This is a genomic window from uncultured Acinetobacter sp., assembly GCF_947626835.1.
In the GTDB taxonomy this organism is placed as follows: Bacteria; Pseudomonadota; Gammaproteobacteria; order Pseudomonadales; family Moraxellaceae; genus Acinetobacter.
Genome location: NZ_CANQTS010000040.1, coordinates 1 through 20,764, shown reverse-complemented (window position 1 = coordinate 20,764; position 20,764 = coordinate 1). Strand labels below are relative to the sequence as shown.

The 20,764-nt window shown below is 39.3% G+C and carries 12 protein-coding genes and 3 pseudogenes; 10 read left to right on the top strand and 5 right to left on the bottom strand.

Annotation, left to right across the window (positions count from 1 at the left end):
• Window positions 1-370 precede the first annotated feature (370 nt).
• From Q0Z55_RS11730 to Q0Z55_RS11700, 7 genes and pseudogenes are all read left to right on the top strand, one after another.
• Window positions 371-1,948, top strand: coding sequence for a Na/Pi symporter (locus tag Q0Z55_RS11730; RefSeq protein WP_297428873.1), 1,578 nt, complete (start codon window positions 371-373; stop codon window positions 1,946-1,948).
• Between the two features lie 104 nt (window positions 1,949-2,052).
• Window positions 2,053-2,655: pseudogene (locus tag Q0Z55_RS11725) on the top strand (AAA family ATPase); the annotation flags it as partial.
• A 39-nt stretch (window positions 2,656-2,694) separates the two neighbouring features.
• Window positions 2,695-3,555, top strand: a complete 861-nt coding sequence (locus Q0Z55_RS11720; RefSeq protein ID WP_366806911.1) for a hypothetical protein — start codon at window positions 2,695-2,697, stop codon at window positions 3,553-3,555.
• Window positions 3,543-4,982, top strand: a complete 1,440-nt coding sequence (locus tag Q0Z55_RS11715; RefSeq protein WP_297428871.1) for a VWA domain-containing protein — start codon at window positions 3,543-3,545, stop codon at window positions 4,980-4,982. The genes Q0Z55_RS11720 and Q0Z55_RS11715 overlap by 13 nt, the downstream gene beginning before the upstream one ends.
• A 751-nt stretch (window positions 4,983-5,733) precedes the next feature.
• A complete protein-coding gene (locus Q0Z55_RS11710; RefSeq protein WP_297428867.1) occupies window positions 5,734-10,119 on the top strand; it encodes an ESPR-type extended signal peptide-containing protein in 4,386 nt (1,461 codons plus the stop codon).
• A gap of 69 nt (window positions 10,120-10,188) precedes the next feature.
• Entirely contained in the window at window positions 10,189-11,040 is an 852-nt protein-coding gene (locus Q0Z55_RS11705) for an OmpA family protein (protein WP_297428864.1), read from the top strand.
• Between the two features lie 159 nt (window positions 11,041-11,199).
• Window positions 11,200-12,114 (top strand): LysR family transcriptional regulator, encoded by a 915-nt coding sequence (locus tag Q0Z55_RS11700; protein WP_297428861.1) that lies wholly within the window; start codon window positions 11,200-11,202, stop codon window positions 12,112-12,114.
• Between the two features lie 157 nt (window positions 12,115-12,271).
• Here Q0Z55_RS11700 and Q0Z55_RS11695 read toward each other — a convergent pair whose 3' ends face one another.
• Entirely contained in the window at window positions 12,272-13,171 is a 900-nt protein-coding gene (locus tag Q0Z55_RS11695; protein WP_297428858.1) for a LysR substrate-binding domain-containing protein, read from the bottom strand.
• 135 nt (window positions 13,172-13,306) lie between these two features.
• Between Q0Z55_RS11695 and Q0Z55_RS11690 the strand changes: the two genes are divergently transcribed.
• Window positions 13,307-14,722, top strand: coding sequence for an aspartate ammonia-lyase (locus Q0Z55_RS11690; protein ID WP_297428855.1), 1,416 nt, complete (start codon window positions 13,307-13,309; stop codon window positions 14,720-14,722).
• Here Q0Z55_RS11690 and Q0Z55_RS11685 read toward each other — a convergent pair.
• Window positions 14,719-15,273 (bottom strand): thermonuclease family protein, encoded by a 555-nt coding sequence (locus Q0Z55_RS11685; RefSeq protein WP_297428852.1) that lies wholly within the window; start codon window positions 15,271-15,273, stop codon window positions 14,719-14,721. The two genes, Q0Z55_RS11690 and Q0Z55_RS11685, sit on opposite strands and share 4 nt — an antisense overlap.
• Window positions 15,274-15,589: 316 nt before the next feature.
• Here Q0Z55_RS11685 and Q0Z55_RS11680 point away from each other — a divergent pair, with 316 nt between their 5' ends.
• Window positions 15,590-17,227: a long-chain-fatty-acid--CoA ligase gene (locus tag Q0Z55_RS11680; protein WP_297428849.1), complete on the top strand. Its 1,638-nt coding sequence runs from the start codon at window positions 15,590-15,592 to the stop codon at window positions 17,225-17,227.
• A 57-nt stretch (window positions 17,228-17,284) separates the two neighbouring features.
• On the opposite strand, the gene Q0Z55_RS11675 is transcribed toward Q0Z55_RS11680, so the two are convergent.
• The 3 genes and pseudogenes from Q0Z55_RS11675 to Q0Z55_RS11665 all read right to left on the bottom strand — a co-directional run.
• Complete coding sequence (locus tag Q0Z55_RS11675; protein WP_297428847.1) at window positions 17,285-18,178, bottom strand: LysR substrate-binding domain-containing protein; 894 nt, start codon at window positions 18,176-18,178, stop codon at window positions 17,285-17,287.
• 561 nt (window positions 18,179-18,739) lie between these two features.
• Window positions 18,740-19,372 (bottom strand): annotated as a pseudogene (locus Q0Z55_RS11670) (methionine ABC transporter permease).
• A pseudogene (locus tag Q0Z55_RS11665) lies at window positions 19,353-20,332 on the bottom strand (methionine ABC transporter ATP-binding protein); the annotation flags it as partial. The pseudogenes Q0Z55_RS11665 and Q0Z55_RS11670, both read right to left, overlap by 20 nt.
• 81 nt (window positions 20,333-20,413) lie before the next feature.
• Between Q0Z55_RS11665 and Q0Z55_RS11660 the strand changes: the two are divergent.
• Window positions 20,414-20,764 (top strand): transposase (locus Q0Z55_RS11660; protein WP_297428843.1); only part of this gene is annotated, 351 nt, incomplete at its 3' end.

The following is a 20,764-nucleotide window of genomic DNA, read 5'->3' as shown; positions in this document are numbered from 1 at the left end:
AATAAAAGTGTGTGGTAACTCTCTTATCAACTCAGTCATCTTTTTTTCAACTAAATTCCTTATCCATGATTCGGGTTTGTTGAGCTAAAATGATCATGTTTGAGTTTTCAATGATCGGTAAAAATGATAGTTATAATAATAAAGATCGTTTTTACTTTAAGTATAAAATTAATTAGTCTTTTGATATTGGACAAGCGTAGGGAAAGGAGAGAGTTCTTACGCTTTCCTACCTTATTTTTTATTGTCCTAGACAATATTCATTTATGTTTTGATCAGCAACTTTCTATTGCCATCGAAGTATGGTTGTTTGATATTCATTGCGTTATGCTTTTAATCTATACATATAACTACACATAGGTTAAATAATAACGTGCTAGACGTGCTAATTAAAATGAGTGGCGGCATCGGTCTATTTTTATTGGGCATGAGTCTAATGACTGATAGCTTAAAAGAAATAGCAGGCGAACAATTACGTCTTTGGTTGGCACGTTTTACTGGGTCTGCCTGGAGCGGCATGCTCTCCGGTATCGGTTTTACCTTGGCTGTGCAATCTTCAACTGCGACCACATTGGCGACCATTGGTTTTGTGAGTGCTGGAATTTTAAGCTTTACTCAAGCCATTGGGATTGTCATAGGCGCTAATATTGGCACCACCAGTACAGGCTGGATGGTGGCTTTTTTAGGGGTTAAATTTTCAATTACGCATATTGCGCTGCCGCTGATTGCCATTGGTGCTATTTTAAAGTTGTTGACGCATGGACGTAGTGCGCTTGTAGGGCTGACTTTAGCCGGTTTTGGCTTACTGTTTTATGGCATTGATTTATTACAGGTGGCGATGTCGGGTTTTGCAGCTCAGGTGGATTTATCACCGTTTGCCGGTACCAGTCTATGGACGCAATTGGGGTTAGTATTGGTCGGCATTATTATGACCATTTTATTGCAATCTTCAAGTGCTGCGGTAACCGCCACATTGGCGGCTTTAGCCAGTGGGGCAATTGATTTAGGGCAAGCGCTAAACTTAGTGATTGGGCAAAATATTGGTACGGTTGCTACAGCGGTTTTAGCGGCGATAGGCGCCAATATTAGTGCACAGCGTACTGCTGCGGTGCATGTTATTTTTAATGTCATGTCGGCATTATTGGCCTTTATTTTGTTAAAGCCGGTGTTTTTGTGGTTATTTACGCATACTGCGGTATCCAAATGGGATCATGTCGTGATTGTGGCAGCTTTTCATACAGCATTTAGTGTCTTAGGTGCCTTATTTGTTTTGCCTAATTTAAGGCGTTTTGAAGCACTGATTACACGTCTGCTGCCTGAGCGACACAGCTCTATTTTAACTGTGCTGGATCAAGCCAGTTTATCTGTACCAAGTCTTGCCATTCAAGCTGCCAATCAAGTCATGCGACATATTTTATTAAGCTTATATGGGTTTTTACAAAACATACTGCATCAAGCCCAAGCACCAAGTCAGCATCAGTTGCAGCAACTTGATCAACAAATCGCTGCTTTGCAACGTTATTTGGCTGATATTCCCATATCAGAAGATGCCCCTGAACGTCGTAAACTGACCAACTTATTGCGTATGATGGTCTATATCGACGTACTACGTGGCGATGTTGATCAGCAGCAATATCAAGTGTTATTGGCACATGAAACCGATTTGTCCACCTTGCGTTTAGATTATGAGCATTTGGTACAATGCCAGATTCAATACCTAAAACAAGAAACCGATAGCATTGTAGATATAGAACGAGATTTATTCCATTTAAAACAATGGACCGATGAAAATCGTAGTCAAATTCGTGAACACCTCATGCAATATGCAAGTCAAGCCAATATGACAGCAGCGAAAAGTTTTGATTTATTGGCAGCTCAGCGTTGGTTAGATCGCACCATTGCGCATAGTCAGCGTTTAGCTAAAGTCTTGGCAGAGCACCAAGCGCCATAAGTTGTGCATAATGTTGGCAAAAACAGCAAATAAAAGCCTTAAGATTTATCTTTATAGAGCACAGCGTTACAATACAGCTTTACTTCACCAAGACGACACAAGTTATGCAACAGCGCATTCGTGACCTGATCCAAGTATTAAGCAGCAATATGTTTGAACGTGAACAGATGATTGCACTGTGTGTCTTAGCCGGAGTTGCAGGTGCAAATAGTTTTTTATATGGCGCGCCCGGAACGGCAAAAAGTTTAATTTCACGGCGTATTGCAGCGGGTTTTGAAGTCTCAGAATATTTTGAGTATTTAATGAACCGTTTTAGTACACCTGAAGAGTTGTTTGGTCCTGTGTCTTTAAAGGCCTTAAAATAAGACCAATATACGCGTAAAACCGAACACTATTTACCCAAAGCTGAATTTGCTTTTTTAGATGAAATTTGGAAAGCCAGTCCGGCAATTTTAAATACGCTACTCACCTTACTCAATGAAAAAACCTTTAAAAATGGCGATGTAGTACAACAAGTTCCACTTAAAGTACTCATTAGCGCCTCCAATGAAATTCCACAACCTGATCAGGGTTTAGATGCGCTATATGATCGCTTCGTACTACGTTTGCAGGTTCATCCGATTCAACAACAGCAACATTTTTTTCAATTATTACAAGCAGCTCCAACCAGTACTAAGATTAAAGTCAGTGATGCGCTTAAAATTAGCCGCGATGAGCTGCTGACTTGGCGTGAACAGATTTATCAAGTGAGTCTGCCTGACAATGTGTTGCAGGCTTTTATGCAGATTCGTCAGCAATTGCAGCACGAATTTTTAGATCAACAGATTTATATTTCAGATCGCCGTTGGCAGCGTATTGCCTATTTAATCAAGGCAGCGGCTTTTTTAAATGGGCGTAATCAAGTCCTTATTAGTGATTTATTTATTCTTAAACATTGTTTATGGAATCAGCCAGAAGATATAACCTTCATTGAGCAACTTTTAGAGCAGGTGTTGTTGTCGCAAGGCTTAAACCACGAATTACAGCTTGAGCATTGGATCAATGAAAAAGAACAGCTTGAACAAGAGATTTTAAATCACTTTTATTATACTGATGATGTTTACTACAGTTATTTAATTAGCGGGCATGACTATTTACATGCAGTGACCAATTTAGACCATCATTATAAAGATCAAGATTTATATTTGTCTTTAGAGCATATGGGTAGCAATAAAGATTTCTTTGCAGTGGATGCCAAAGGTGAAGAAATTCGAGGCATTGTATGTAACTTTAATGGCACACGCCAATGTACCTTAAAAGGCGGATATTACGGCTTAGAAGAAGTGGTGACCCCGAGTATTAAATATCCTAAAGGCAGTCTGCGTCAGCATTTAAAAGCACAACAACAGCAACAACTACAACAGCGTTTAGCTGATATTCAAACCCAGTTATTACAAGAACAACAGACCTTAAAGCAACGTTTTACTGTGCAAAAAGACCACTTTAATTCAATTTTTGTCGAGCAACCGCATCAGCATGCCTTGATTGAATCGATTGAAAAACAGCTACAGCGTTACCAACTGCAATTACAAGATTGCTTGCGTTTGGAACAATTATGCCAAGCTTAAACACGCCTTTGGCACTTACAGCAGCCACTGAACAATTATGGGATAGCCTTGCCCAATCGAGCTTAAAACATTATTTAAGCGATCAAAAAGTGATGCAGCATGTGGAGCAAAAAGTGCAACAGTGGGCCTATCAAGCCAAATCTAATTTAGATCAGCAACATCCGTATGTGCAAGCAGAGCAAGATCTAGCGCATTGGCTCAGCTTAGACCAAGTGAGTTTGGCAGATTTTCAACATTTACTGCAACATTATCAAAAATTTACTCAACAATTGGGCTGGTCAGATTTAGGTGATTTTTGGCAGCAACCGCAACAGTTGCCACGTTTACAAGAGGCTACTTTTCGGGATTTGCAATTTCAGTTACTGCGTGATAAATGGCAACGTAAACTGACTGAAGCGGTCGCTGCATGGGAATTTGAGCAATTGGCCTTGCAGCGTGATGTATTTTTAGATGATATGAAAGAGTTTTTAGCCAGTTTGCAACGGATGGCCAAACACAAAGACTCTTTAGGTTTAGATACCGGTATTTTTATTGACTATTCCAAAGGAAAACTCAGCCCACAGGATATAGATCAATTTCAACAGTGGTGTGAATATTTAGAACAAGATCGTGAGTTATTGCGCTTGGCAAAATGCTTAGGTGCGGCAAAACCGTCTAAATACCCACGTCGGGCAGCGCATCTGCAATTGCCGCCCGATGCCCACGTTGCTGTACAGACACATCAGGTACATGAAGCGCTTATGGGGATACAACTGGCACGCGATTTAAAAAATACTTTGCCCCAAGAATTGGCCTTATTGGCAGATCCTGATTTAGAAATTTTATTTGATTTAAAATACTTAGAAGAAAATTTAATGAGCTTTAGTCTACAAGGCACCAGCCAGGCTAAAGTCATAGATCAGCCGCAACAGCAAAAAAAACAATTGGGGCAAAAGGGACCCATGGTGTTGTGTTTAGATACCAGTGGGTCCATGCATGGACAGTCTGAATTGATTGCCAAAGCTTTAAGCTTATTTTTAGCTATGCAGGCGATGCAAGATCGTCGTCCTATGTATTTAATTAATTTTTCTACTCAAGTGACTACGTTACAACTGACCCAAGCGCAAGGCATAAACGATCTATTACAGTTTTTAAGGCAATCTTTTTATGGTGGAACAGATATTATTCCAGCTTTAACACATGCCATTGAAATGTTGGATGCAGCTGACTTTTCTCATGCGGATGTGGTGGTGGTGTCTGATTTTATTATGGGGCACTTACCCGAAGATTTAATGCAAAATATAGAAACGGCCAAGCAACAGGGTCATGGTTTTTATGCCGTTGCAATTGGTAACTTTCGTTTTGATCATTTGAACTTAGGTTTATTTGATCATCAGTGGATTTATCAAGCAAAAACAGGGCAAGTGATTGAGTTAGTGCATCAATAAGCCATATAAATCCAAATAAACACATGTGATGTCAAAAAATCAAATCAAGCTCATATCAATCCATATCAAAGTGTATATATGACTTAGTTTCTGCTTGACCTAAAGAAACACTGTATGAGTTGTGTGTTTTTGAATGTGTTACAAGGCTTTACACGCGATATACATCTATTAAATTTCAATTGGGATTTTTTTGATAAAATGCTACAAATATTTGAAAAATAATAATATATAGTTTATTGAATATTTTATGCTACATATAGACACACAGATTGGCAACATGTTCTAAGCCTACAAAGTCACTCCATTGCAGACAAAAGCGTGTTGAGTCATCATCTAAATATGATCCAAATATACACATATTGTAAATAAATAGCGTTAAACGCACATAAAATGATAATACGCCCTTTATTTTTTAAATTAAACCAAATAATTGTTACAAAAAAAAACAATTAAAAGCTTTGAAAATTATAATTTGAATATTTTATAACCTATTTTTAAGACAAAATAGCTATATTGCATCATATATAGATGAAGTGGATCTTAATAAAGATGTAAAATATCTTAAAATTATTTGAATATAGGGGTGATATTGTTTTAAAAAAGTGAATTTGTTTAGTTTTACTTAACTATATATAGACTTTATAGGCATAAATTAATAAAAAAAGTGACACAATTATCATTTAAATATAGAATAAACCCCAAAATGGTTACATATCATTTACATTAAAAAACAAGGTAACAGGGGTCAATAATGAACAAAGTATTTAAAACTGTCTGGAATGCATCTCTAGGGGTGTGGGTTGCAGTATCGGAAACAGCCAGCAGTCAAAAAAAGGGTTCAAATAAACTTAAGAAAGCAGCAGCCAATGCTGTTGCAACTGTAGCGATTGGTGCAGCTGCAGTCGCAAGCACAGGTGCAATGGCCTATAATAATAATTATGGTACAACATCAGGTTCTGGTGCTATTGCAGTGGGTAGCCAACAAGGTAATGCAACTGCAAATGGTAATAACACAACAGCGATTGGTACTTCTTCGAATGCTTCAGGCCAAGGTGCAACAGCAGTAGGTAAGAGTGCAAACGCTACAGGCCAAAATGCAACTTCTATTGGTCAAGACGCAAAAAGTGTTGGTAACTCTTTAGCAGTAGGTGGTAATGCTCAGGCTACAGGTCTAGGCAGTACAGCGTTAGGCGTTGGCTCTAAGGCTCAGTATGAGAGTAGCTTAGCGGTTGGTAATAATGTTGAAGCTAAAGGTAAAAATGCTATTGCGATTGGTGCTACTGCAACAGGTCAAGATGCAATTGCATTAGGTGGCACTGCAACAGGTGAAGAAGCGATTTCAATTGGTGGTATTGCAACAGGTAAACAAGCGATTTCAATTGGTGGAGAAGTCTTAGCGAATAACGCAATTGTATTGGGTAAGAGTACTATTGGAGCTGATGCAGCTTATTCAGTTGCTCTTGGTTATAATAACCGTATTGATTCTGAAAACACTTTTATTTTAGGTTCAAATATTACGACCAGTATGCAAAACAGTGTTTTATTGGGTAATAAATCAGAACTTACAGATGTTTATACTTCTGATGTCGTTTCACAAGCCCAATATGCCTATACAGCAGCAGATGGAACGGCCCAAACAGGCAGTAAAGAAGTTACTTTTGCAGGTTTATACGATCCAAACAAAACTGAATCAGTTCAAATCCTCGACGCAGATGGTAATCCTGTATTTGATGCAGATGGTAATGCGACCTTTGAAGATCGACCTATTTCGAATCCAGGTGCTGTCAGTGTAGGTGCTGTTGGAGCCGAACGTCAAATTCAAAACGTAGGTGCAGGTCGTATTACATCTGACAGTACAGATGCAGTGAACGGTTCACAGCTTTACTACGTATTATCTGAAGCACAACAAGCAATCTATAATGCTGAACAACCAATTACTTTTCTTGATGCAGCTGGTGGTCAGGCGACTGTTAAGTTAGGTGATACCTTTAACATTAATGGTGCTACCTTAACAACTGATGGTAAAGGTAACCATACCCTCACTGTAGATGCAGCAGCGGCAGCAGCTTGGAAGCTCAGCGCAAATGGTGCTGATGGTGTAGCACAAACTGCAACGATTGACAGTACTAAAAACACAGTTGCATTTGTTGGTGATCAAAATATTACTGTACAGCAAACTCAAGATGCTCAAGGCACTAAACTTGAAGTTAAACTTGACGATACAATCGAGTTAACTGAAAACGGTGGCTTAACGATTGCTGGTGGTGATGTTTTTGTTTTAGATGCAGATGGCAATAAGATTCCTGAAAAAGATGCTGACGGTAACCCTGTAGTAGATCCACAAGGTAATTCAGTTTATTTAACTCAAAACTACAATCCGATTACAATCAATCAAGGTAACGTCAACTTTGGTGGTAATGTAATCTCAGGTGTAGCACCGGGTGTTGCAGGTACAGATGCGGTAAACGTCGACCAATTAAAAGGTTCAGGTTGGGGTCTTGGCAATGCAACTGTATTAGATGTGGATGGTAAGGTTGTTACCGATGCAAACGGTCAACCTGTAACGACAGCAAAAATCAACCCAGATGATCAAGTTGAACACAAAGCAGGTCCTTCTAACAACGTCACAGTCAATACCACTGTACAAAAAGTTGAATTGACCGATGAGAATGGTGATGTTGTTTTAGACGCAAATGGTCAGCCAGTATTGATCGACAAAGCGACAGTGACTGTTGATTTAGCTGATCAGATCAACTTAAGCAAAGATGGCGGTTTAACGGTTGCAGGTGGTGATACATATAACTTGCTCGATGCTGATGGTAATGAACTTCCAACGACTTATGTTGCAGGCGATATTAACCTTCAACAAGGCAATGTGAGCTTTGGTGGTAACCAAATTCATGACGTTGCAGTAGGTACAGCACTTACTGATGCGGTTAATGTCAGCCAACTTAAAGATGCATTAGATACTTTAGGTGGTGGTGCAACGGTTAATGCAGATGGTTCAATTAATGCCCCTAGCTATACGGTAGGTGCTGGCAATACAACTGTGAATACAGTTGGTGATGCGATTGACGTATTAAACCAAGGCTTTACGTTAACCTCTTCAAATGCAAAAGATGTGAAGTCTGAGCAAATCCAAGCAGGCGACACAATTGATATTACCGTGACTAAAGATAAAAACTTAGAAGTCACGCAAACTGATAATAAAATTGAATTTGCCTTGGCGGATCAGATCAACTTAAGCAAAGATGGTGGTTTAACGATTGCTGGTGTTCCTGAGTTAGACCCTGTTACTGGTGCTCCTTTAGTAGATCCAATTACAGGTCTTCCTGTTTATGAAGCAGGTAAAGCACCAATTACTATCAATCAAGGCAATGTAAGTTTTGGTGGTAACCAAATTCATAATGTTGCAGCAGGTACAGCACCAACTGATGCTGTAAACGTAAGCCAATTACAATCTGCAGGTTGGAACATCATTGCTCAAGATAAAGGCACTGGTAACCTAACAGAAAATGCGGTAAATGGCGACAAAGACGCTAACACCAGCGCTGTACAGTTTAACGGCGACAAAAATATCTCTGTATCTCAAAAGTCAGAAGTATTAGCAAATGGTGATACCAAGACCACAATTGAAGTAGAACTTGAAAAAGATATTGATTTATCTGCAGCTGGTTCTTTGAAAATTGGTGATACATTAGTCAATAATGCTGGTTTGACACTTGCTGGTGCGACAGTAGGCAGTAATGTTTATGGTCCAATCGTAATCAACCAAGGCAAGGTTAATTTTGGCGGTAATGTGATTGGTGGCGTTGCTAAAGGTGTAGCGGATGACGATGCTGTTAACGTTTCACAATTAAAAGATGAAATTGGTAAAGCAGTTTCTGATTCTGGTTGGACTTTAACCACAGCTGGCGACAGTACAACTGCTGAAAAAATCAAACCAAATGATACTGTTGATTTCTCTGGTGACGCACTCGGTAATATCCAAGTGAGCAATACAGGTGGCAACGTTACCATCGCACTAGACCCAACAGTTGATCTAACTAAAGATGGTTCACTAACGATTGGTGATACGCTTGTAAACAACGACGGTCTTAGCGTTGGTGATACCTCTGTAAATAAAGATGGTCTGACAGTTGCAGGCAATGGTGTTGCACAACTTGATGCCGCAGGCAATGTAGTTCGTGATCAAGACGGTAATGTTGTTTATACAACTGGTAAAGGTGATATTACTGTAGAACAAGACAATGTAAGTTTGGGTGGTAACCAAATTAACGATGTTGCGCGTGCAGACCAAGATCATCAAGCAGTCAACTTAGGTCAGTTAAAAGATGAGCTTGGTGGTTTAGAACAAACCATTAACAACAATATTGCTACCTCTGGTTGGAACTTAACAGGTCAAGATGCTGATGGTAATGCAGTGACTGAAAAAGTGAATCCAGATGAAACAGTTGAGTTTGTTGCAGGTCCATCAGGTAACACCACTGTAACCACTGAAAGCACACCAAACGGTGCGAAAGTGACAGTTGATATTAAGGATCAAATCACTTTAACTGGCGATGCAGGTAGCTTAACCATTGGTGCGGGCAAAGGTAACAATGCAATTACCATCGAACAAGGTAATGTCAGCGTTGGTGGTAACCAAATCCATAATTTAGCGGCTGGTACAGACGGTAAAGATGCTGTCAATGTGGATCAGCTAACAGGTACTGTGAACATCTTTGGTGGTGGTGCAGCAGTAAATCCAGATGGTTCAATTAAAGCACCAACTTACAACGTTAATGGTGGTTCTCATGACAATGTAGGCGATGCATTAGGTGCGCTTAATCAAGCAGATATTGATTTAGGTGACCGTGTAACGAACCTTCAACAATCATTTAATAACCGTATTGATGATGTTGAAGATCGTATGAGTGCAGGTATTGCATCAGCAATGGCTTTAGAAACAGCACCTTATGTACCAGGTAAATATACTTATGCAGCAGCAACGGCTTACCACAATGGTCAAGCAGCATTGGGTATCACCTTACGTAAAACAGCAGACAATGGTCGTTGGTCATTAACTGGTGGTGTTGCAACAGGTACAGAAGGCGATCCAAGCGTACGTCTTGGTGTAAGCGGAATTATTGATTAATCCCTTTGGGATTAATCAACTTCCCCTGAACAACATTGCATACAGTTTACAAAATTAAGAGAGATCAACATGAATTTATTAAAAAAGAGTGCATTACTTGTTGGCTTAATGACAGCTTTTGGCCTAACACATGCGAACGTAAGTTCTGACGTACATGTTTACCCAGGTTATGCAGCAAATAACACAGCAGAAGAAGTAGACTTTCCTGAAATTAAAGAAAGCTATTTAGATCAAGTACATCGTTATGAAGCTGTAGAAGCGCTACAGATGAACAATGGCTTAACCAAAGACCAAATTCGTCATATCTTTGGTCATCCAAACTTCTCTGAAGGTTTATTCAATGTACGTACATGGAACTATGTATTGGCATTGCGTCAACCAGGTACGCAAGACTACAAAATTTGCCAATTACGTGTAGATTTTGACAAACAAGATGGCGATTACATTGCAAAAAGCCACTACTGGAAAGGTGCAGGCTGTCAAGCTTTAGATAAGCCTCAAGTAATTACTGAAACTATAGTTAATAACGTGCCAGTGATTATTGAAAAAGAAGTGTTACCTGAGCCAAAACAACATGTGAACGTAGTGTTTAACTTTGACCGCTCGGATGCAGGTAATATTGTTGGTGGCGTTGAAGATGTACGTACCCTTGCTAATCAAATCATTGCAGATCAACCGCCTATGGTTTATGTAGCAGGTTATGCAGACCGTTTTGGTAATGCAGCCTACAACAAACGTTTATCTGAAAAACGTGCTGTGACTGTGACTAAATTGTTGCAAGACTATGGTGTTGATGCTTCAAAAATTAAACTTGGTGGTTTAGGTTCAACTGAACAATTTAAACGTTGTGAAGGCGCTGCAAAAAGCCCTGCATTGTTGAAATGTTTAGAAGAAAACCGTCGCGTAGAAGTGAAATGGTAATTTGATTACCACATTAAAAACCCCTTGAGCATGATGGTTAGTGCTCACCTTAAAGGTTCCCTTCGGGGAGCCTTTTTTTTCGACTATTTGCTAATACTTTAAAATATAAAACTCGTTTACTCTTGTAGAGATTTTTTTTAAATTCAAATGGATAGAGCTATGGAGTTGCGTCATCTTAAATACTTTGTGACAGTGGCTGAAGAACAGAGCTTTACCAAAGCAGCAGAAAAATTATTTATCGCACAACCGCCTCTAAGCCGACAGATTCAAAATTTAGAAAATGAGCTAGGTGTATTGTTATTTGAGCGTGTCAGTCGCCCATTGCAATTAACGGAAGCTGGACAATTTTTATATCAACATGCGGTCAAACTGATCGCGAACGCTGAAGAAGTCAAATCAATGACCAAACGGGTGGGTATGGTAGAACGTACTGTACGTATTGGCTTTGTCGGTTCACTTTTATATGGGTTATTGTCACGGATTGTCTATTTATACCGTCAGCAATATCCACAGCTTAAAATTGAACTTATTGAAATGACCACGACACATCAAATTCCGGCTTTAAAAGAAGGACGGATTGACGTGGGCTTTGGACGCTTACGTGTTTCTGACCCTGCAATTCGTCGGGTATTGTTACGTAAAGAGCGTTTAATGCTGGCGGTACATGCTAGTCACTTTTTAGCTCAGCAAAAGCAAGGGGTGCACTTAGCAGATTTGGTCAATGAAACGATTTTCTTGTATCCTGCACAACCTAAACCTAACTTTTCCAGTCAAATTGTCAATTTATTTTCTGAATATAGTCTGGAATTAAAAAATTTTCGTGAAGTACGTGAAATTCAGTTGGCTCTTGGTTTGGTAGCAGCAGGCGAAGGCATTTGTATTGTGCCAGAGAGTGCCAAAACCTTGCAATTAACCCACCTGCACTACATTCCTATTTTAGATGAAAATGCCATTAGCCCGGTGTTTATGGCTACACGCTGTATGGATGAAAGTGATGATATTAAGGCGCTTTTTGATTGTATCTATCAAGTTTATGATTTAGAAGCCATTCATTATGATCGTGCGGCTTTTTAGTAAAACAACATGCAGGCTGAGGATTAATTTCACCTTTGGGTCTTTTATAATAAGCTTTAAAAATAAAAGTCACTCGCTGCAACGCAGTAATACAATCACACTGGGCTAGATTTGGAGGATTTAGCGCTTCAATCCAAAATAAGCACTTTGATGGTAGTTATGGAGTATTGTGTTGTTGTAATACATGTTGCCACAACGCCTCGATTGACTCACGTTGGGTCAAATTTAATTTAAGTAAAAAAATCTGTTGTTGCGGGTAGGTTAATGTTGCATCACATAGGTTTAATATACCTTGCTGTAATTCTGTTTCAATAGTTAAACGTGGTAACCATGCAATGCCTCGGCCTTGCATTACTAAATCTTTAATATTATTGGCATTATCAGTTTCGTACTGAAGTTGTGCTTGTAATTGGTGCTGATCTAAAATTTTTGCGACCAATTGCTGTAAATAGGCATTCGGACTATAACTGATCAGTGGAAAAGGTGCATGAATATCAAATTGAGATTTACCTTGTGCATCGCTGAGGCACACGGGCACAATGTCGGTCGTGCCTAATTGAATAGATTGGAAAATGCCTTGGCTGACAGTTTGTAATAAGCTGTGATCGGCATAACAGAGCATAAAATCACATTGACCTTGTTTAAGGCGTTGCATACCTTCAAACACGTTAGTCGCTTGCATCTGAATTTTAAAGTGGCTGATATTACTTGGAAAAAATTGTAAAAAGTGCGAAAAAAACTGTGAAGTCAAAGAATGTGCCACTGCAAAGCGAATACTTAGATTATTTTCTTTTTGCATATTGTTGAGTAAGGCGATGGTGTCATTTAGCTGCTTGGCCATGGTTTTAGCACTGTTGAGTAATACCAACCCTGCCTCAGTAAATTTTAAATCTTTGGCATGACGCTCTAAAATTAAAAAGCCCAATTGTTGTTCCAGTTGTTGGATACGACGGCTAAAAGCCGACTGACTGACGCAGCGTAAGCTTGCAGCACGCGACAATGAACCCGTTTGTTCAATGGCAATTAAATCTTCAATCCAACGAATTTCAAGATGCATGATCAATCCATGTTCAGCATAAGCAAAATAGATTAATCAGTATGCAAAAAATGCATACTTAAAGCAATAAATGCATTAGTGGCTTTGCCAAAGGCAGAGGTAGCATAAAGTTATACCTTTGAGAAGTAAAAAATCATGAGCACTTTACATATGCGTTTAGAAAAAGATCTACTTGGCACTAAACAAGTCAATGATGCGCATTATTATGGCATTCAAACCTTACGCGCTTTAGAAAACTTTGATTTAACGCCCAATAAGCTCTCGAATTATCCTTATTTTATTCAAGCACTTGCAATGGTGAAATTAGCTGCCGCTGAGGCAAATTATCAATTAAAGCTTTTGCCTGAAGCTAAATATCAAGCCATTCAATATGCGTGTGAACAACTCATGCAAGGTCAATTTCTACAAGAGTTTCCATTGGACATGTTGCAAGGTGGAGCAGGGACTTCAACCAACATGAATGCCAATGAAGTGATTTGTAATATTGCTTTAGAATACATGGGACATGCCAAAGGACAATATCAATACTTACATCCTAATAATGATGTCAATATGTCGCAATCTACCAATGACGTTTACCCAACCGCAATTCGTTTGGCTTTATTGGGTGATTTAGAGCGCTATCAAACGCGTTTAACTGAAATGGTGCAAAGCTTAAAAACCAAAGGTTTGGCTTTTCATGATGTGCTTAAAATGGGACGTACGCAATTACAAGATGCAGTTCCCATGACTTTGGGTCAAGAATTTCATGCATTTGCCAGTATTTTACAGCAGGATTTACCACTTTTAGCTAGCCTACCTGAATTGCTTGGACGTGTGAATTTAGGTGGTACCGCGATTGGAACAGGCATTAATGCACCCGCACATTATCAAGAATTGGCTTTGGCAGCCTTAAGTCGGATCAGTAATAACCATATTCAGGCCGCACCTGACTTAATTGCAGCCACTTCGGATATGGGAGATTTTGTCTTAGTTTCAGGCTATTTAAAACGTACAGCAACCAAGTTGTCTAAGATCGCCAACGATTTACGTTTGTTATCGAGTGGGCCTCGTGCTGGACTCAATGAGATTCATTTGCAAGCACGCCAACCGGGAAGTTCGATTATGCCGGGTAAGGTAAATCCTGTGATTCCAGAAGCCATGAATATGGCTGCCTTTCAAGTGATTGCCAATGATTTAGCCATTACACTTGCAGCTGATGCAGGTCAGTTTCAGCTTAATGCTATGGAGCCTTTGATTGCATTTAAACTCTTTGATTCGTTAGATTTGTTACAACGTAGTGTACAGATGTTTGATCAATTGTGTATTCAAAGCATCGAAGCCAATGCAGTGCAATGTCGCAACAACGTAGAAAATTCAATTGGTATTATTACGGCACTCAATCCATATTTAGGTTATGAAACCACAACCCGATTGGCACAAACTGCACATGAAACTGGGCAGCGCATTTTAGATTTAGTGCGCACCGAAGGGCTACTTTCAGAAGAGGTGCTGCAATACGCTTTATCTGTCGATCAAATGTTGCAGCCACCCTTAGAATTGGCAATTTAGTTATTTTTGCGGTAGGTACTTGGATGAACCGGGCGTGAGGCTTGCCAAAGCCCACGCTTTTTGCTTTTGGCTGTGTCTTGTAGAGCTAAAAACTGTGCTTTTAGTTTAGGGTCGCGAATATAATCGACATAGACCCAGGCTGCACCACGCTTAACCAATTCTTGGTTGATGTTTTTACCACGGCGAAAGATCAACCCGACTTGGCGTCCATAACGATCATTATCAGTAATCTCTACAATCACCCAACGATTTAAAATCAAGTCACGTAAAATTTGAGTGGATTGTTTACCATAAGCTTGTTTTGACTCTGGAGCATCAATATAGGCCAAACGCATCTTACTTTGTGAACGACGTAAATTGAAACGTTGGCAGGTAATGGTATCGCCATCACTAACATAGATAACTTTACACCAATAACGCTGGCCTTTTTTAAATGGTTTAAATTTGACTGTTAAATAACCGTTGAGGCATCGCCAACCCCACAAGCACAATAAACATAACAAAAAGCCCAAAGCAGTCAGTAACCAAGGAGAAAATTCAAGTGCAGTCATACATAGCGCAATCAATGGGTAAGTGACAGCCAAAATAGCTGCCACATCCCACTGAAATCAGGAAAAATAATGTGAAAATTTAACATAGATTACTGCTATGGGCTGTAGTGCTTAAAAAGACTGTTGGATTTTTGCGCTGTTGATATAGAATAAAAATCTTTAAATTTTAACGAAAACAGTATCTTGTTCGACTAAATGGGCATAGTTTTCTTTTAAAATCTTTGCTATTGTTTGAGCCAATTACAATAACCAATACTTCATTTTAGGCAAAAATAGTTAACAACAGGCCCAAATGAATGACAATAAGGACAGACCGATGCTAGGACAAATGATGTTTCAACCTTTGCTGATCAGCAGCATGATTGAACACGCCGAACGTTATCATGCAGATACTGCAATTATCTCCAAAAATACCGACACTTCTATCACCCAGACCACTTGGGGTGAAGTTGCTCATAATGCTAAACGTTTTGCGCAAGCACTCAGTGCTTTAGGCTTAACTCAAGGGCAACGTGTAGCAACCATTGCTTGGAATAATCATCGTCATTTAGAAGCATGGTATGCTATTTCAGGTACCGGACTGGTCTGTCATACCATTAATCCACGTTTGTTTCCTGAACAAGTCGAATTTATTGTTAATGATGCCGAAGACCAAGTCATTATTTTTGACAAGACATTTTTGCCTTTGATTAAAGCTGTTGAAGATAAAATTCCCACCGTGCGTCATCTAATTTGTTTAGATGCAGTAGATGCCAATATTCAAGCCCAATTGCCGCATGTACACTTTTATGATCAATTAATTCAGGCGCAAAATGGGGCGCTTGAATGGCCTAATTTTGATGAGAATTTAGCAAGCTCTTTATGTTATACCTCAGGCACCACCGGTTATCCTAAAGGTGTGCTGTATAGTCATCGCTCAACGGTATTACACAGTTACGCGATTGCCTTACCAGACTCTATGAATTTATCAGCACGTGATATCATGATGCCTGTCGTGCCGATGTTTCATGTCAACGCATGGGGCACCCCTTATGCTGCTGCTGCGGTGGGTACAAGTTTAGTGCTCCCCGGACCACAACTAGATGGCAAAAGTTTGGTTGAATTGATTGATCAGTTTAAAGTGACTTTGGCATTGGGCGTCCCGACCATTTGGCAAGGCTTAATGGCGGCTGCCACTGAGATGGGCAGTCAGCTTGAAAGTTTACAGCGTAATATTGTTGGCGGTTCTGCTTGTCCACCGAGTATGATGCAAATTTTTAAAGAGCGTTTTAATTGTGAAACGATTCACGCATGGGGCATGACTGAAACCAGTCCACTCGGTACCGCCAATCAGCTCAAAGCCAAACATCATCAGTTATCCGAAGAAGAGCGTGCCAAAATTCGCCTCGCGCAAGGACGCCCGCCTTTTGGCGTGAGTTTACGTTTAACCCAAGCTGAGCAAAGCACCCAAAGCGTGGCGCATGATGGTAATAGTATTGGTCATCTACAGATTAAAGGTCATTGGATTATTGAGCGCTACTTTGCCAAAACTGAATCAGCGACCACAGCAGATGGCTGGCTAGATACAGGTGATATTGCCACTTTAGATCAAGACGGTTTTATGCGTATTAGTGACCGTTCCAAAGATTTAATTAAATCGGGTGGAGAATGGATTTCATCAGTTGAACTTGAAAATATTGCGATGGGGCATCCTGAGATTAGTATGGCAGCCGCCATTGCTGCAATTCATCCCAAATGGGATGAACGGCCGGTACTGATTGCCGTGAAAGTAGCCGATAGCAGCTTAACTGAAGCAGATGTATTAGACTACTATCAAGATAAAATTGCCAAGTGGCAGATTCCAGATCGTGTGATCTTTGTGCAGAGCATTCCTTTAAGTGGCACTGGAAAAATGCTCAAGCGTGAATTACGTAATATGTACGAAAATGTATTAATTCAACAAAAGAAAGACTAAACAAGGGGCTTTAAGCCCCTTTTTACATGCATATATGAGCAATTTATCAGATGAAGTTTAACGTACCAATACTTCATAACACATGTTTCTCAGCCATTCATGGCTGGTCTTATGATGTGATGATAAATGCCAATACTGTTTAATGGCATAGGTTGGAAAATCAATCGGAGCACGTAGAATTTTTAAATTACCCCGGGCCAGTAGCACTTCACTTAAATAATAAGGCACTGTGGCAATTGCTTCGGTTTCTTGCACCACTAAGCCCACGCCTAAATAGCTTGGTAAACGCATGAGGAAATCACGTTTTACCCCAAGTTTTAATAATTCATTTTCGATGTGGTAATGCCCAATGCCTGCATCAATATCAATATGCGATTCTTGTAAATACTCTTCAATACTTAAACTATCGCCTTTTAAGCGTGGATGATTCTTGGCGGAAATGACCACATAATGCTGTTCAAATAATTTTTGTTGATAAAAACCATTTTCTAAATGGGGTAAAAAACCCATGGCTAAATCAATCTCACCATTGGCCATTTGATAACTGGTTTCTGAGGTCATGGCGCGTACATTCAGTTTAACTTTAGGTGCATGTTGTTTTAAATATTTGGAAATGGTAGGCAACAACACTAAATGTGACACATCGGTCATGGCAATGGTAAATTGCTGTTGCGAATTCATTTGGTCAAACTGGACGGTATAATTTTGAATCACTTCAAGTTTACCCAATACTTCACTGACCAAAGGAAACAACTGTTTGGACAGTTCAGTGGGCACCATTTCATTGCCAATGCGTACAAATAAAGGATCGTGATAATAATGACGAATTTTATTGAGTAAATTGCTGACCGCAGGTTGGCTTAAATTTAAATAATCAGCTGTTGCAGATACACTTTTAAACTTATAGATATAATAAAAAATACTCAGTAGCTTGAAATCCAATTCAAACATTTATCTTCATCTCCCGATGAACCATGACAATATGGCACACTTGTATTTTAACTGAAATTCATTTTGCGTAGTGGGTAACTTTTCAACATTTAAAAAGTGTGGCATTGCGCACACTTAATAAAATTTATTTTGTCTTAATAAATTATATAAATATCTATAAAACACTTTGGTAACTTAAGTGGTTTATCACTAAAAAAGCTTTCGATTATATTTTTATTTTATATAAATCAATATTTTATACGCTATCTGCTTATATCGGATTATCATTCTTTATTCAACTATCACATACTGTACATGGTAAATATAAATTTTCATAAAAGTGTAATCGTTAATTTGTTTTATCTTCAATGTAGAATATTCATGTAAGTTTTGTAAGTTTTTGTTGATGTATGTATAATATGCTTAAGGCAAAATAACTATAAAATAGCTATAATGGAGGATAACAAAGATGAATATTGCTGAATTTGGCGTGTTATCAGCATCTGCATTTGGAATGATGATTTTAGTCTATAAAATTGGTCAATTATTTTCGTAGAAAAACCCCTCAAAAGAGGGGTGTTTTTATAGCTTACGTTTATCTAGTTGTTGTGAAATACGATCTCCTGTCTTTTGCACCAACATCACTAAGACCACAATGACCGCAAACATAATTTGCATATCCAAACGTTGGTAACTATAACGGTAAGCAATGTCACCTAAACCACCTGCAATGGTTGATGAATTAATCATGGTGACTAAGGTCACAGTAAAACCTGTCACAATACCGGGTAGTGCTTCAGGAAATAACACATGCCAAATAATTTGTTTACGGTTACATCCCATCGCTTGTGCTGCTTCAATCAAACCATGATCGACTTCACGTAAACTCCCCTCCACAATACGTGCAAAAAATGGTGTTGCTGCTAAAGTCAAAGGTACAACTGCTGCGCACACACCATAGCTGCTACCCACAATTAAACAGGTAATGGGTATTAAAGCCACCATTAAAATCAAAAATGCAATAGAACGGGTATATTAACCACCCAACCTAAGGATTGATTGATGGGCTGGGACGGATAGATGCCGTGTGATGAGGTACTCACCAAGACAACTGCCAAAGGTAAGCCGATCAAAGGCCAAGAGCCCTGACACACCAAACATGAATAAGGTATCGAGCGTACCTGTGATGAATAAATTAATAAGTTGGTCGTGCATAGCCCAATTCTTCTATTGCGGCAATATGCTGTAAAAGTGTTGATTTTAAAGTTCTTAAATCAAGTTGGGTGTGTTGTACTCCAAACACTAATACGCCCACCAAATGACCTTGGATATAATCAACATAGCTTTGTAGTAATTGCACTGGATGATCAAACTTGCAAAAACTTGGTTTAAATCATGTGGCTGATTTAAGCGGGCTTCATAGCGTAGTTTGAGCACAGTATGGGTGTCGGTTGGATGAAACTCTGAGTGCACATGAAAAAGTAAATCGAGTTTTTCTAAATTAAGCAGTTCTTGTGTAATGGTCTGTTGTGGACCTGAAAACACCTTCCAAACGACACTTGATTCGACAATTGCACCTGCATCAATCACCACCTCGTCGCAAATCTCTCGAATGACTTGCATTTCGTGTGTGATTAACACAATGGTAAGATTTAATTTTTGATTAATTTATTTGAGTACATCTAAAACAGTTGCAGTACTGTCAGGGTCAAGTGCTGAGTTTGCTTCATCGCACAGTAAAATCTCAGGTTGGTGGATCAAGGCACGGGCAATACCAACGCGTTGTTTTTGTCCACCGGAGAGTTGTGAGGGATAATGTGCGGCTCTGTCTGTTAAACCCACTAAGCTTAAGGCATCATCAATACGGCTTTGAATTTTATCTGTACCCAAGCCTGCAATTTTGAGCGGTAGCGCTACATTTTGCCAAACAATTTTAGCTGAGATTAAATTAACATGCTGAAAAACCATGCCAATCATTTAGCGTAATTGAATGAGTTATTGGTGATTGAGTTCATCTAGATTATGTTCGTCAATATGAATACCGCCTGATGTAATCTGCTCTAAACCGCTAAGCGTACGAATGAGCGATGATTTACCTGCACCACTTTTGCCAATAATGCCAAAAAATTTACCTTGAGGAATATTAAGATGAATGGCTTTTAAAGCATGGAATTGATGGTCTTATCACTTAAGTTTTAGTTGGGCTTTGTTGCACAAACCTATCTGTAAAGGGTTTTTCAGCGATATAATTTCCAAATGAAGAAGCCTACACACAAAATCTACCGCACAACCAATTGGCCCGCATATAACCGAGCACTCATGAGTCGCGGAAATATTGCCATTTGGTTTGATCCTGCTACGCAATGGTATGCGCCATCAAAAGGCAAACAAGGGCGAAATCAAACCTACTCCGACGCAGCCATCCAATGCTGCTTAATGATTAAATCCTTATTCCGTCTATCTTTACGTATGGTCACTGGCTTTGTGCAAAGTCTGATTAAACTTTGCGGATTAAATTGGATAGCTCCAGATTACACCACGCTTTGTAGAAGAAAAAAGCATATTGATATTGTAATCAGCTACCAAAAAAGTAGCGATGGGCTGCAT

Coding starts and splice junctions, on each gene's coding strand:
- Q0Z55_RS11715 (WP_297428871.1), top strand. CDS start 3,543: ATGCCAAGCTTAAACACGCCTTTGGCACTTACAGCAGCCACTGAACAA.
- Q0Z55_RS11710 (WP_297428867.1), top strand. CDS start 5,734: ATGAACAAAGTATTTAAAACTGTCTGGAATGCATCTCTAGGGGTGTGG.
- Q0Z55_RS11705 (WP_297428864.1), top strand. CDS start 10,189: ATGAATTTATTAAAAAAGAGTGCATTACTTGTTGGCTTAATGACAGCT.
- Q0Z55_RS11700 (WP_297428861.1), top strand. CDS start 11,200: ATGGAGTTGCGTCATCTTAAATACTTTGTGACAGTGGCTGAAGAACAG.
- Q0Z55_RS11695 (WP_297428858.1), bottom strand. CDS start 13,171: ATGCATCTTGAAATTCGTTGGATTGAAGATTTAATTGCCATTGAACAA.
- Q0Z55_RS11690 (WP_297428855.1), top strand. CDS start 13,307: ATGAGCACTTTACATATGCGTTTAGAAAAAGATCTACTTGGCACTAAA.
- Q0Z55_RS11685 (WP_297428852.1), bottom strand. CDS start 15,273: ATGACTGCACTTGAATTTTCTCCTTGGTTACTGACTGCTTTGGGCTTT.
- Q0Z55_RS11680 (WP_297428849.1), top strand. CDS start 15,590: ATGCTAGGACAAATGATGTTTCAACCTTTGCTGATCAGCAGCATGATT.
- Q0Z55_RS11675 (WP_297428847.1), bottom strand. CDS start 18,178: ATGTTTGAATTGGATTTCAAGCTACTGAGTATTTTTTATTATATCTAT.